The 12,692-nt window shown below is 61.3% G+C and carries 12 protein-coding genes; 10 read left to right on the top strand and 2 right to left on the bottom strand.

Features of this window, described 5'->3' with window-relative positions; translation table 11 throughout:
- Positions 1 to 203 precede the first annotated feature (203 nt).
- The 10 genes from D8U70_RS14110 to D8U70_RS27730 all read left to right on the top strand — a co-directional run bounded on the left by D8U70_RS14110 (position 204) and on the right by D8U70_RS27730 (position 10,194).
- On the top strand, positions 204 to 1,724 hold the full coding sequence (locus D8U70_RS14110; protein WP_110646090.1) for an aldehyde dehydrogenase family protein: 1,521 nt from the start codon (positions 204 to 206) through the stop codon (positions 1,722 to 1,724).
- Positions 1,725 to 1,896: 172 nt separating this feature from the next.
- Positions 1,897 to 3,348 carry an ethanolamine permease gene (eat, locus tag D8U70_RS14105; protein ID WP_130929128.1) on the top strand — a complete coding sequence of 484 codons (1,452 nt, stop codon included), beginning with the start codon at positions 1,897 to 1,899 and terminating at the stop codon, positions 3,346 to 3,348.
- Positions 3,349 to 3,399: 51 nt separating this feature from the next.
- The gene (locus D8U70_RS14100; protein WP_130929127.1) at positions 3,400 to 4,794 is read left to right on the top strand and encodes an ethanolamine ammonia-lyase subunit EutB; all 1,395 of its coding nucleotides are present in this window, start codon (positions 3,400 to 3,402) and stop codon (positions 4,792 to 4,794) included.
- Positions 4,795 to 4,799: 5 nt separating this feature from the next.
- Positions 4,800 to 5,624: an ethanolamine ammonia-lyase subunit EutC gene (eutC, locus tag D8U70_RS14095; protein ID WP_130929126.1), complete on the top strand. Its 825-nt coding sequence runs from the start codon at positions 4,800 to 4,802 to the stop codon at positions 5,622 to 5,624.
- A 115-nt stretch (positions 5,625 to 5,739) separates the two neighbouring features.
- Positions 5,740 to 6,201: a GNAT family N-acetyltransferase gene (locus D8U70_RS14090; RefSeq protein WP_016773002.1), complete on the top strand. Its 462-nt coding sequence runs from the start codon at positions 5,740 to 5,742 to the stop codon at positions 6,199 to 6,201.
- Positions 6,202 to 6,429: 228 nt separating this feature from the next.
- On the top strand, positions 6,430 to 7,080 hold the full coding sequence (locus tag D8U70_RS14085) for a DedA family protein (RefSeq protein ID WP_016773001.1): 651 nt from the start codon (positions 6,430 to 6,432) through the stop codon (positions 7,078 to 7,080).
- 4 nt (positions 7,081 to 7,084) lie between these two features.
- Positions 7,085 to 7,897, top strand: coding sequence for a zinc-dependent peptidase (locus tag D8U70_RS14080; protein WP_130929125.1), 813 nt, complete (start codon positions 7,085 to 7,087; stop codon positions 7,895 to 7,897).
- 112 nt (positions 7,898 to 8,009) lie between these two features.
- The gene (gene ppa, locus D8U70_RS14075) at positions 8,010 to 8,537 is read left to right on the top strand and encodes an inorganic diphosphatase (RefSeq protein ID WP_003205933.1); all 528 of its coding nucleotides are present in this window, start codon (positions 8,010 to 8,012) and stop codon (positions 8,535 to 8,537) included.
- Between the two features lie 320 nt (positions 8,538 to 8,857).
- Positions 8,858 to 9,604, top strand: coding sequence for a S24 family peptidase (locus tag D8U70_RS14070; protein WP_130929124.1), 747 nt, complete (start codon positions 8,858 to 8,860; stop codon positions 9,602 to 9,604).
- A 419-nt stretch (positions 9,605 to 10,023) separates the two neighbouring features.
- Positions 10,024 to 10,194, top strand: a complete 171-nt coding sequence (locus D8U70_RS27730) for a hypothetical protein (RefSeq protein ID WP_016772997.1) — start codon at positions 10,024 to 10,026, stop codon at positions 10,192 to 10,194.
- A gap of 62 nt (positions 10,195 to 10,256) precedes the next feature.
- Here D8U70_RS27730 and D8U70_RS14065 read toward each other — a convergent pair whose 3' ends face one another.
- The gene (locus D8U70_RS14065; protein WP_110646086.1) at positions 10,257 to 11,069 is read right to left on the bottom strand and encodes a DUF2135 domain-containing protein; all 813 of its coding nucleotides are present in this window, start codon (positions 11,067 to 11,069) and stop codon (positions 10,257 to 10,259) included.
- A 3-nt stretch (positions 11,070 to 11,072) separates the two neighbouring features.
- A complete protein-coding gene (locus D8U70_RS14060) occupies positions 11,073 to 12,692 on the bottom strand; it encodes a DUF2300 domain-containing protein (protein ID WP_130929123.1) in 1,620 nt (539 codons plus the stop codon).

The following is a 12,692-nucleotide window of genomic DNA, read 5'->3' as shown; positions in this document are numbered from 1 at the left end:
TCACGGGCTGTGCCGCAAGCGGTACAAACTGTCACCCGTGCTGTACCGATACCGTCACAGCACCACTCCACTCGTCCGAGACAAACCGGCCAAGCCCTTGATTTGCCTGACCTGCACGGCAGTGGCCCGAGCCTTGCTCTACGCTTATAGCAAGCGCACTTGCGCGTTTCTCTAATAAGTACAAAGCCAAGGAGAACATCATCATGCGTTACGCCCACCCCGGTACTGACGGCGCCAAAGTCTCGTTCAAGAGCAAGTACGGCAACTACATCGGCGGCGAGTTCGTCGCGCCGGTCAAAGGTCAGTACTTCACCAATACCTCGCCAGTCAATGGCCAGCCAATCGCCGAATTCCCCCGCTCCACCGCCGAAGACATCGACAAGGCGCTGGACGCTGCCCACGCCGCCGCCGATGCGTGGGGCGCCACTTCCGTGCAGGCGCGCTCACTGATCCTGCTGAAAATTGCCGACCGCATCGAAGAAAACCTCGAACTGCTGGCGATCACCGAAACCTGGGACAACGGCAAAGCCATCCGCGAAACCCTCAACGCCGACATCCCCCTGGCCGCTGACCATTTCCGTTATTTCGCCGGTTGCCTGCGCGCTCAGGAAGGCAGCGCTGCGGAAATCGACGGCAACACCGTGGCTTACCACATTCATGAACCGCTGGGCGTGGTCGGCCAGATCATTCCGTGGAACTTCCCGCTGCTGATGGCCGCGTGGAAACTTGCGCCAGCGCTGGCCGCCGGTAACTGCGTGGTGCTCAAGCCTGCCGAGCAAACCCCGCTGGGCATCTGCGTGCTGATGGAACTGATCGGCGACCTGCTGCCGCCGGGCGTGCTCAACGTCGTGCAAGGTTTCGGTAAAGAGGCCGGCGAAGCCTTGGCGACCAGCAAGCGCATCGCCAAAATTGCCTTCACCGGCTCGACCCCGGTCGGCTCGCACATCATGAAATGCGCGGCGGAAAACATCATTCCATCCACCGTGGAACTGGGCGGCAAGTCGCCGAACATCTTCTTCGAAGACATCATGCAGGCCGAGCCGAGCTTCATCGAAAAGGCTGCTGAAGGTCTGGTGCTGGCGTTCTTCAACCAGGGCGAAGTGTGCACCTGCCCTTCCCGCGCGCTGGTGCAGGAATCGATCTACGACGAATTCATGCAGGCCGTGATGAAGAAAGTCAGCCAGATCAAACGTGGCGACCCACTGGACACCGAGACCATGGTCGGCGCCCAAGCGTCGGAGCAGCAATTCGACAAGATCCTCTCGTACCTGGAAATCGCCAAGGGCGAAGGCGCGGAGCTGCTGACCGGCGGCAAGGTGGAAAAACTCGAGGGCAGCCTGGCCACCGGTTATTACATCCAGCCGACCCTGCTCAAGGGCACCAACAAGATGCGCGTGTTCCAGGAAGAAATCTTCGGCCCGGTGGTGAGCATCACCACCTTCAAGGACGAAGCCGAAGCCCTGGCGATTGCCAACGACACCGAGTTCGGCCTCGGCGCCGGCCTGTGGACCCGCGACATCAACCGCGCCTACCGCATGGGCCGGGCGATCAAGGCCGGTCGCGTGTGGACCAACTGCTACCACCTCTATCCGGCGCATGCCGCATTCGGCGGTTACAAGAAGTCCGGCGTCGGGCGTGAAACCCACAAAATGATGCTCGACCATTATCAGCAGACCAAGAACCTGCTGGTGAGCTACGACATCAATCCGTTGGGATTCTTCTGATCCTGCGATGCTGATCGTTCCCACGCGCAGCAAAGGAATGCCTCAACGGACGCTCCGCGTTCGGTTTCGAAGGGACGCGGAGCGTCCCGGGCTGCATTCCCACGCAGAGCGTGGGAACGATCAGGTTCCTGGCTGTAGCCGGGCCAATAAAACAATAAAAATGGTGAACCCTATGCCAAGCGAATCCCCGGCCGGCGCTCCGGCGACCGGCTCCTCCGTCGACTTCGAAAAAGTCGGCACCGATTATTTCCAACAACGCGAACTGAAAAAAGGCGCCGCCGGCTGGGTCCTGCTGGTGGGCCTCGGCGTCGCTTATGTGATTTCCGGCGATTACGCCGGCTGGAACTTCGGCCTCGCCCAGGGTGGCTGGGGCGGCATGTTTCTCGCCACGCTGCTGATGGCGACCATGTACCTGTGCATGTGTTTTTCCCTGGCCGAATTGTCGTCGATGATTCCCACTGCTGGCGGCGGCTACGGATTCGCCCGCAGTGCTTTCGGACCGTGGGGCGGGTTTCTCACCGGCACCGCGATCCTCATCGAGTACGCCATCGCCCCCGCTGCCATCGCGGTGTTCATCGGCGCCTACTGCGAGTCGCTGTTCGGCATTGGCGGCTGGATGATCTATCTGGCGTTCTACATCATCTTCATCGCCATCCATATTTTCGGGGTCGGCGAAGCGCTCAAGCTGATGTTCATCATTACCGCCGTCGCCGCGCTGGCGCTGGGGGTGTTTCTGGTGGCGATGGTGCCGCACTTCGACGTTGCCAACCTGCTCGACATCCCGGTGACCACTGCGGTCGGTGCCAGTCCGTTTCTGCCGTTCGGCTATGTCGGCGTATGGGCGGCGATTCCCTATGCGATCTGGTTTTTCCTCGCCGTCGAAGGCGTGCCGCTGGCCGCCGAAGAAACCAAAAACCCCAAGCGCGATCTGCCGCGCGGGCTGATCGGGGCAATGCTGGTGCTGCTGATGTTCGCCCTGCTGATTCTGATCGTCGGTCCCGGCGGCGCCGGTGCGAATTCGCTGCTGACGTCGGGTAATCCGCTGGTCGAAGCACTGAGCAAAGCCTACGGCGGCTCGACCTGGATGGGCAGCTTCGTCAACCTTGTCGGTCTGGCTGGACTGATTGCCAGTTTCTTCTCGATCATCTACGCCTACTCGCGGCAGATCTTCGCGCTGTCGCGGGCCGGTTACCTGCCGCGCAAACTGTCGCAGACCAACAAAAGCAAGGCGCCGGTGCTGGCCTTGGTGATTCCCGGCGTCATCGGCTTCGGTCTGTCGCTGACCGGCCAGGGCGACCTGCTGATTCTGGTCGCGGTGTTCGGCGCTACCATTTCCTACGTGCTGATGATGGCCGCGCACATCACCCTGCGCATCCGTCGCCCCAAAATGGACCGGCCGTACCGCACGCCGGGTGGCATTTTCACCTCGGGTGTGGCGCTGGTATTGGCGTGCATCGCCGTGGTGGCGGGCTTCCTCGTCGATCCACGGGTGGTGATCGGCGCGGCGATCATCTATGGAGTGTTAATTGCTTACTTTGCTTTCTACAGTCGGCATCACTTGGTAGCAGGCACGCCGGAAGAAGAATTCGCGGCGATTCAAAAAGCTGAACATGCCTTGCACTGATTGTCGAAAACCACGGCGCAGACGCATCTGCGCCGTCACGGAGAACGCTGAATGGCCAGTTTTGCTCACACGGTCGGCGCGCAGACTTACCGCTTCGACAGCCTCAAAGACGTCATGGCCAAGGCCAGCCCCGCCCGCTCGGGGGATTTTCTCGCCGAGATCGCCGCGCTCAACGACGGCGAACGGGTGGCCGCGCAAATGGCCCTGGCGGACATCCCGCTCACCCACTTCCTGCAAGAAGCGCTGATTCCCTACGAAGCCGATGAAGTCACCCGGCTGATCATCGACACCCACGACAAGCAAGCCTTCGCCGTGGTCAGCCACCTCACCGTTGGCGGCTTTCGCGACTGGCTGCTCAGTGATGCGGCGGACGAAACCAGCCTGCGCGCCCTCGCCCCCGGCCTGACCCCGGAAATGGTCGCCGCCGTGTCGAAAATCATGCGCGTGCAGGATCTGGTGCTGGTCGCGCAGAAAATCCGCGTGGTCACCCAATTTCGCGGCACCCTCGGTTTACGCGGGCGCCTGTCGACCCGCCTGCAACCCAACCACCCGACCGACGAGCCGTCCGGCATTGCCGCGAGCATTCTCGACGGCCTGCTCTACGGCAACGGCGATGCGATGATCGGGGTCAACCCGGCCACCGACAGCATCGCTTCGATCTGCGCGATGCTGGAAATGCTCGACGCGATCATCCAGCGCTACGACATCCCGACCCAGGCCTGCGTGCTGACCCACGTCACCACTTCGATCGAGGCGATCAACCGTGGCGTGCCGCTGGATCTGGTGTTCCAGTCGATTGCCGGCACTGAGGCAGCCAACGCCAGTTTCGGCATCAACCTCAACGTGTTGCAAGAAGGCTACGACGCCGGGCTCAGTCTCAAGCGCGGCACCCTCGGGCAGAACCTGATGTATTTCGAAACCGGTCAGGGCAGCCCGCTGTCGGCCAACGCCCACCACGGCGTCGATCAACAGACTTGCGAGACACGGGCCTACGCCGTGGCGCGACATTTCAAGCCATTCCTGGTGAACACCGTCGTAGGATTTATCGGCCCGGAGTACCTCTACAACGGCAAGCAGATCATCCGCGCCGGCCTTGAAGATCACTTCTGCGGCAAGCTGCTCGGCGTGCCGATGGGCTGCGACATCTGCTACACCAACCACGCCGAAGCCGACCAGGACGACATGGATACCCTGCTGACGTTGCTCGGCGTCGCCGGGATCAACTTCATCATGGGCATCCCCGGCTCCGACGACATCATGCTCAATTACCAGACCACTTCGTTTCACGACGCCTTGTACGCCCGCCAGACCCTGGGCCTGAAACCGGCGCCGGAGTTCGAGCAATGGCTGGCCAACATGGGCATCTTCACCCAGGCGGACGGCAAGGTTCGCTTCGGCAACAACCTGCCGCCGGCCTTCCGCCAGGCCTTGGCGCACTTGGGATAAGTCTTATGGAAAAACCACCGGTCGATCCGCAAAACCCCTGGCTGGAACTGCGCCGCCTGACCCCGGCGCGGATTGCCCTGGGCCGAACCGGCACCAGTCTGCCGACGCGGGCGCAGCTGGATTTTCAGTTTGCCCACGCCCAAGCCCGTGATGCCGTGCATCTGGCCTTCGATCACAGCGAAATCAGCGCACAACTGAGCGACCGCGGGCGGGAAACCCTGGCGCTGCAAAGCGCCGCGTCGGACCGACACACCTATCTGCAACGCCCGGATCTGGGGCGCAAGCTCAGCGATGCATCGGCGCAGGTCTTACGCGATTACGCCAGCGAACACCCGGGCGGCGTCGATCTGGTGATGGTCGTCGCGGATGGCCTGTCGGCGCTGGCGGTGCATCGGCACACGCTGCCGTTCCTGACGCGCCTGGAAGAACAGATGAGCGGCGACGGCTGGTCCGTGGCGCCGGTGGTGCTGGTGGAACAGGGCCGCGTCGCCATCGGTGACGAGATCGGCCAGCTGCTCGGGGCGAAAATGGTGGTGATGCTGATCGGCGAGCGCCCGGGCTTGAGTTCACCGGACAGCCTCGGGCTGTATTTCACCTACGCGCCGAAGGTCGGCCTCACCGACGCGTATCGCAACTGCATTTCCAATGTTCGGCTTGAAGGTTTGAGCTACGGCATGGCGGCGCATCGCTTGCTGTATCTGATGCGCGAGGCCTGTCGGCGCCAGCTGTCGGGGGTCAACCTGAAGGATGAAGCTCAGCTGCACACATTGGAGGCGGACGACGCTGTCGACATGAAAGGCAACTTCCTGCTCGATCCACCGCCAGCCTGAACCGTTTCCGCATTGCCTTTCTGCGCTGCTTTCAGGCAGGATCGACGCACGGCCGCCCGGGTTTCCCATCGCCGTCAGAGCAGTTGAAGACAGCCACTTGAAGACGAGACCTATCATGCGGATTATTCAAGCGACCCTCGAACATCTGGATTTGCTGACTCCTTTGTTCGTCAAATATCGCGAGTTCTACGGCTCCCTGCCTTACCCGGATTCCTCCCGCGCGTTCCTCGAGAAGCGCCTGCGCCGCAAAGAGTCGGTGATCTATCTGGCCCTGGCCGACGATGACGACAAGAAACTCATGGGCTTCTGCCAGCTCTATCCGAGCTTTTCGTCGCTGTCGCTCAAACGCGTGTGGATTCTCAACGATATCTACGTTGCCGAAGATGCGCGCCGGCAACTGGTCGCCGACAACCTGATCCGCACCGCAAAGAAAATGGCCAAGGAAACCCAAGCCGTGCGCATGCGCGTCTCGACCAGCGCGAACAACGAAGTGGCGCAGAAAACCTACGAATCGATCGGCTTCAAGGAAGACACCGAGTTCAAGAACTACGTACTGCCAATCAGCGACGAGCTCTGACTCCAACGGCTTCGGTGATGAGGGAGTTCGCTCCCTCGCCACGGCCGCCCCTTCCCTGACAATTGCTCACTTCGCGACACTCCCCGCTACAAAACCGGCGCGCTTTTCAGCGGTCAGACCGTATAATCCCGATCTTTCCGGCTTGTAAGAAAAACTACACCCCGCTGTAGGCTTACACGAAGTCATCCGCACAGGCCTGCCGAGTCGGGCCGTCATACAGGTGCCCCCATGGATTTCAACCCGCTCGACCTTATCCTGCATCTCGATGTGTATCTCGATTTGCTGGTGAACAACTATGGGCCATGGATCTACGCCATCCTGTTTCTGGTGATCTTCTGTGAAACCGGTCTGGTGGTGATGCCATTCCTGCCGGGTGACTCGCTGCTGTTCATCGCTGGCGCAGTAGCGGCCGGCGGCGGCATGGATCCGGTGCTGCTCGGCGGCCTGCTGATGCTGGCGGCGATCATGGGCGACAGTACCAACTACGTGATCGGACGCACGGCCGGGGAGAAGCTGTTCAGCAACCCGAACTCGAAAATCTTCCGTCGCGACTACCTGCAAAAAACCCACGACTTCTACGACAAGCACGGCGGCAAGACCGTGACCATGGCGCGTTTCCTGCCGATCATCCGCACCTTCGCGCCGTTCGTCGCGGGCGTGGCGCGGATGCCGTACCCGCGTTTCTTCGGCTTCAGCGTGCTCGGCACCATCCTCTGGGTTGGCGGTCTGGTCACCTTGGGTTACTTCTTCGGCAACGTGCCGTTCATCAAGAAAAACCTCTCGCTGCTGGTGGTGGCAATCATCCTGCTGTCGCTGGTGCCGATGATCATCGGCGTGGTGCGCAGCCGGTTCGGCGGCACCAAAGTGCAATCGCACTGATCCGATGTGGTCACTGAGCGCCTGGCGACGCCGGCGCCTCCTGGCCAGGCACCCGATTGCCGACGACCTGTGGCAACGGGTGCGCCATCAACTCTCCTTCCTCGATGGCATCAGCGCTGCTGAAGACCAGTGGTTGCGCGAAGCCTGTGTTCTGTTTCTCGACGACAAACACCTGACCGCCCTGCCCGGCGTCGAACTGCATCAGGAACAGCGCCTGCTGCTCGCCGCGCAAACACAGTTGCCGTTGCTGCATCTCGGTGATCTGAATTGGTACCAGGGTTTCCACGAAATCGTGCTGTACCCGGATGACTTCCTCAGCCCGCAACGTCATCGCGATGCCAGCGGCGTCGAGCATGAGTGGGATGGCGAACACAGCGGCGAAGCCTGGCAACAGGGGCCGGTGATTCTCGCCTGGCCCGGCGTACAGGCCAGCGGTGGCTGGGAAGGCTACAACCTGGTGATCCACGAACTGGCGCACAAGCTCGATATGCTCAACGGCGACGCCAACGGCCTGCCGCCACTGCACACCGACATGCGCGTCAGCGACTGGGCTGAAGTGATGCAGGCCGCCTACGACGACCTCAACCGCCAGCTCGACCACGATCCCGACGCCGAAACCGCCATCGATCCCTACGCCGCCGAGAACCCGGCGGAGTTCTTCGCCGTCACCAGTGAATACTTCTTCAGCGCCCCGGATCTGCTGCATGAGGCTTATCCACAGGTCTACTTGCAACTGCAGCTTTTCTACCGGCAGGATCCGTTGGGCAGACTGCGGCAACTTCAGGCCACAGACCCGGTCTATCAGGCGCACGACTAAGCTCTGCACGACTTCTGGTACGTGGCGTCGGCGTAGGAATGTGCCTATAATCGCCGCCACTTTTTGGTCAATCCGGCCAAGTGTTTTTGGTCAACTACGGGGGCAACGCCCAATGAGCTACAGCAAGATTCCGGCTGGCAAAGACCTGCCGAACGACATCTACGTCGCGATCGAGATCCCGGCCAACCACGCGCCGATCAAATACGAAATCGACAAAGACAGCGATTGCCTGTTCGTTGACCGTTTCATGGCCACCCCAATGTTCTACCCGGCCAACTACGGTTACATCCCGAACACCCTGGCTGACGACGGTGATCCCCTCGACGTGCTGGTCGTGACTCCTTACCCGGTTGCTCCAGGCTCGGTAATCCGCGCCCGTCCGGTCGGCATCCTGAACATGACCGACGACGGCGGCGGCGATGCCAAAGTCATCGCCGTGCCCCACGACAAGCTGTCGCAGCTGTACGTCGACGTGAAGGAATACACCGATCTGCCACCCCTGCTGATCCAGCAGATCGAGCACTTCTTCGCGAACTACAAGGATCTCGAGAAGGGCAAGTGGGTCAAGATCGAAGGCTGGGCCGGTGCAGACGCCGCCCGCGAAGCGATCACCAAGTCGGTTGCCGCCTACAAGGGCTAAGCCAATGCGCCTTGCGTGACGCTTGAAAAAAACCCCGGATTTCCGGGGTTTTTTGTTATTGGCGTCTGCATAATCGACTCCGTTGTTCTGGTCGATGTAACTCGAAATACACCTTGGTTGGCCCCCTCTCCCTCCGGGAGAGGGTTGGGGTGAGGGGCTCTTGAAAAAGCCCGACTAAACAAACCGTTTAAATTCCTACATGCAGTTTTAATCTGTTTAATTTCCCACAAGTACGTCTTACATCCCGTCGCAAAATACAGGCTTTTTTTGAACGCCCGGTTTATTCAAACCGCTCTAGTCCGGCCGTAGACTCCGTGTTTATGAGAAAGAACACTAGCGGTCCACGATTCAAGGCACTCCTGGAAGCAGCGAACATCAGCACCACGGATTTCGCAAGGTTCTGGGGCACGGAAGCCCAAAACGTTCATAACTGGTACACCCGGGGCGTCCCGGCGTATCGCATGGAAGAAGTCTCACGCCTGTTGTCGGTCAATAGTGAATGGCTGAAAACCGGGGAAGGCGTCAAGGAGGTCGCGCGCCTGCACCCACCCGCCAGCAACGGCGACACGTTCGATGCCCAGTCCATCTGCGGCGTCTGCACCGTCATCAACCCCAGCGACATCGACCTGGCATTTTTCAAGGAAACTCCGATCGCCAACGGCGACGGCAAGACCCACGTCATCCTCGACCCCGACCAATCCCTGCGCCTGCCCCGCGCCCACCTCGATCAACTCGACATCCAGCACGCCAACGCCATCTGCGCGCACATGATCGGCAACAGCATGGCCGATCGCATCGAAGACGGCTCCATTGTCGCCATTGATCGCGGACTGACCCAGGTCGTCGACGGCGAAATCTACGCCATAGAGCACGACGGCATGCTGCGCATCAAATACCTGCACCGCATGCCCGGCAACGGCCTGCGCATGCGCAGCCACAACAGCGCCGAATACCCCGATGAGGTCTTCCGGCCGGCGCAGATCGAAGAGCAGCGGATTCACATTCTTGGCTGGGTGTTCTGGTGGTCGACACTGGGCAAGCGCCGGCCGGTGGTGCCGTTTCTATGACAGTTCACTCGAACCTGTGGGAGCGAGCCTGCTCGCGAAGATGGCCCTGATAACCGGTACAAATCCAGGATTTGTACTGCTTCAGTCGCTCTAAACCGCACTCGAGGCTGGGAATCCAGAGCAAAACTCAGTATCCTGCGCCCCACATTCGCGCATCGACCCGCCCAGCGGCTCGGATGACGCCCGACGCGGCAGACCAACGTCTGACCAAGTCCCACAGCCGGACGCAGATCCGGATGTACGTTTTGAAGGCTGGCGCGGTTTACCAAAAATAAACCAAGCCAGTCCCCGAGAAGCCGGCCACAAGCCGGCTTTTTAATGCCTGCAACAAACCATATCCATTGCTGAAATTGCATTCCAGCATGTATAGCGCCCAATGCACTGGTTACCGTCCCGCCAAATATCGCAGGAAACACCAAATGCCCAAAACCTCATTCCCCATTGAGGACGCGCTGAAGCGCGCCGCCGAACGAGGCGAGCCGCCTGCCGAAGATAAGTTGGCCAGTGAAGAAGATGACGAACTTGCCGCCATCGTTCACGAGCGCCTCGCCGCTCCTCAGCGAATGCAGGTCAGTCTGGCTGATCTGTAAGCTGTTCGAGCGCCCAGCTACAGTTGCTGAATTTGTCCAACAACCTGTTGGACAAATTCCCCTCACGGATAACTGAACGACTTCACCAACGTCAGCTCCCCCGCCGTCCGCATCGGCACTACAAACGTTTCCATCTTCTCGCTCGGCGTGCCTTCTTCAGTAATCACCGTCACCTGCGCCGTGGTCAGCGCCTGAACCGCTTCATCCCCACCTTCGTCATCCCCGCGATATCCGCCGCCGTAATAATTCACATACACCAGATATTGCCCTTTGATCGGCGCGGGCATGGCGGCGATTTCCGGGCCGTAGCCGGTGGTGACGTCGACGTCGAGGGCGGCGCCGTTGGCGGCGCTGCGGTTGCCGTACCAGATGTGGGCGCCATCGGGGGTGATCAGGTGCAGGTCGAGGTCGGTGCCGTCGCTGTCCCAGGCCAGCAGCACGCGCAGTTTGGCCGGGGTGGCGCCGCCGCGGGCGTTGAGGAATTGCGTGCGGTGGCGTTGCTGGCCGTCGGCGCTGCGCACTTCGACGCTGTTGCTGCCGTTGGGGAAGGAGAACGGGCGATCGAAGCCGCCGGCGGGGTCGATTTTCAGCGGCATGCTGACGCCGTTGACGATCAGGCGGCCGGGTTCGTTGTTCTTCGGCACGGCTTTGATCTGGCCGCTGATTCTGGCGGTATTGGCCTGGCCAAGCGGTGTGTTGACCGACGAGGCCGGGTAGTTGACGGTCTGGCGAAAGCTCTCGCCCTCGCCTTGCGGAGCGCCGCTGCGCCAGCCGCCCACCGGGGTGTCGAGTTTGACGCCATCGGCGGCGAACGCTTGCGGCAGTACGTTGAGGGCACAGAGCAGCAGCAAGACCTGTGGATAACGGAGTGTCATGGTCTATTCCAGCAAAAGGTGACGGGCGAGCCCTTCGATGTAGGTTTCATTCTGGCCGTTGGGGTGTGCTTCGAAGGCCAGGTGCAGATATTCATGAGTCAGGTCGAGGCGATCCTGCAGGGTCAGTACGCCGCGCACGTAAATGCGCTGGCGTTCGCGGTCGACGAAGGGTCGGCCGAAGGCGAGTTTGCATACGGCGAAAGTGCTGACTTCGTTGTAGCCGGTTTCGCTTTCAAGCCTCGGACGCCAGCCGCGTCGCTGCTTTTGCAGCCAGTCTTGCGCGGCGGGCAATGCTTCGCAGGAGGCGACCGGGTTGTCCCAACGGCTGAGGCTGGCGCGTGGATAGGCGTGCAGCAGAATCGCGTCGAAACGTTGGCCGGCGTTCGCTTGCTCGACGGCTTGCTGCCAGGCGAGTTTGTCCGGGCCGGGCTGGTCGGAGTGATAGGTGACGGTGCTGCCGGCCAGCACCAGATCGGCCGTCCACGCCGCGATGTTGCGTGACTCGGCCGAGGCTGGACGCGGGGCGACGCGCTGGCGATTGCTGCTGTCGTCGATGCTCAGGCAGTCGCCGTTGCGCGTGGCGTTTTGCAGCAGATAAGTGCGGATCGCTACGGCCAGCGCCTTGGCGGCTTCGGCGGGTTGCGGTTTGGCTTCGCGCTCAAGAACGCGGGCGACATATTCTTCGCGATCAAGCCTTGCGACGAGTTTGTCGTTGAGCAGAAACAGTTCGCCATCGCTGTGGATGTCCAGCGCATTGCCGTTGGCGAATTCGACGCGGTAGTCGCCGCGCAATGGCCCGGACGTGGCAACACGATCTCCGGCCAGAACTTTCGACACCGGGTATTTCGAGAACAGCCCGACTTGCACACAACGCCCCGTGTCCGCTGGCCACGCCGTCGGCAACACGCTGGCCAGCGCCTGAGCGTAGTGACGCAGAACCATTTGACTGGTACCGCGCCCACCCGCCCAGATCGGTGCGCCGTCGGCGCTCCAGCCGGCGAATCCACCCTGGCGCGATTGTGCATCCTGGTCGCCGAGCCAGCTCCAGGTTTTCACCCGCAGGCGCCCGCCCAACTCGCCGACGACATTGCCGTCCGCCGCGTTCAGCACGACATCGAGCAGCACGCGGCGCATCTGTTCCTGCGCTGGCAGCAACGCCAGAACGCTCAATAACTCGGCAACCGAAACCCTTGTTGCCGGTTGCACGGCTGGCAAATCCAGCAACCACGACGGCGCTTGCCGCGCCTGCCAATACGCTCGCCAATCCGTCGCTGCAATGCCCAACCGCGCCGGTTCGAAATACAGACCGCAGGACTTCACCAGTGCCTGATCCCGCTCGATCTTGCCGCCCGCCGAGCAGCAATAAACTTCTTCTCTGGACTGCCCGCGACATTCATACGCCGGTTCCTGTGCACCGGTATCCACCAGCCACGCGTAGACGAACAACTTCCACAGACTGCCCAGCGGCGCATCCAGCGACGCTGGCAACGGTTCGCGCTTGATCAGTTGCGTCTGACTCAACGACAACAACTCGCCCTGATTGGCCACGCGCAACGGCTCGTCCTGCGCTGTCGCCAGCGCAGGCATCACACCCATCAGCAGCCACAACAGCGGCCGGCGCAT

The sequence above is a fragment of the Pseudomonas sp. Sample_20 genome (assembly GCF_004307585.1).
GTDB classification, from domain to species: domain Bacteria; phylum Pseudomonadota; class Gammaproteobacteria; order Pseudomonadales; family Pseudomonadaceae; genus Aquipseudomonas; species Aquipseudomonas atacamensis.
Note: the sequence above shows the minus strand (reverse complement) of the source record. Positions and strands in the feature narration are given on the sequence as shown.

What these genes read in the sequence shown, in the direction of transcription:
- D8U70_RS14070 (WP_130929124.1), top strand. Translation starts at nt 8,858, where the DNA reads ATGAGAAAGAACACTAGCGGTCCACGATTCAAGGCACTCCTGGAAGCA.
- D8U70_RS14085 (WP_016773001.1), top strand. Translation starts at nt 6,430, where the DNA reads ATGGATTTCAACCCGCTCGACCTTATCCTGCATCTCGATGTGTATCTC.
- eat (WP_130929128.1), top strand. Translation starts at nt 1,897, where the DNA reads ATGCCAAGCGAATCCCCGGCCGGCGCTCCGGCGACCGGCTCCTCCGTC.
- D8U70_RS14065 (WP_110646086.1), bottom strand. Translation starts at nt 11,069, where the DNA reads ATGACACTCCGTTATCCACAGGTCTTGCTGCTGCTCTGTGCCCTCAAC.
- D8U70_RS14090 (WP_016773002.1), top strand. Translation starts at nt 5,740, where the DNA reads ATGCGGATTATTCAAGCGACCCTCGAACATCTGGATTTGCTGACTCCT.
- ppa (WP_003205933.1), top strand. Translation starts at nt 8,010, where the DNA reads ATGAGCTACAGCAAGATTCCGGCTGGCAAAGACCTGCCGAACGACATC.
- D8U70_RS14080 (WP_130929125.1), top strand. Translation starts at nt 7,085, where the DNA reads ATGTGGTCACTGAGCGCCTGGCGACGCCGGCGCCTCCTGGCCAGGCAC.
- D8U70_RS14110 (WP_110646090.1), top strand. Translation starts at nt 204, where the DNA reads ATGCGTTACGCCCACCCCGGTACTGACGGCGCCAAAGTCTCGTTCAAG.
- D8U70_RS14100 (WP_130929127.1), top strand. Translation starts at nt 3,400, where the DNA reads ATGGCCAGTTTTGCTCACACGGTCGGCGCGCAGACTTACCGCTTCGAC.
- eutC (WP_130929126.1), top strand. Translation starts at nt 4,800, where the DNA reads ATGGAAAAACCACCGGTCGATCCGCAAAACCCCTGGCTGGAACTGCGC.
- D8U70_RS27730 (WP_016772997.1), top strand. Translation starts at nt 10,024, where the DNA reads ATGCCCAAAACCTCATTCCCCATTGAGGACGCGCTGAAGCGCGCCGCC.
- D8U70_RS14060 (WP_130929123.1), bottom strand. Translation starts at nt 12,692, where the DNA reads ATGCGCCGGCCGCTGTTGTGGCTGCTGATGGGTGTGATGCCTGCGCTG.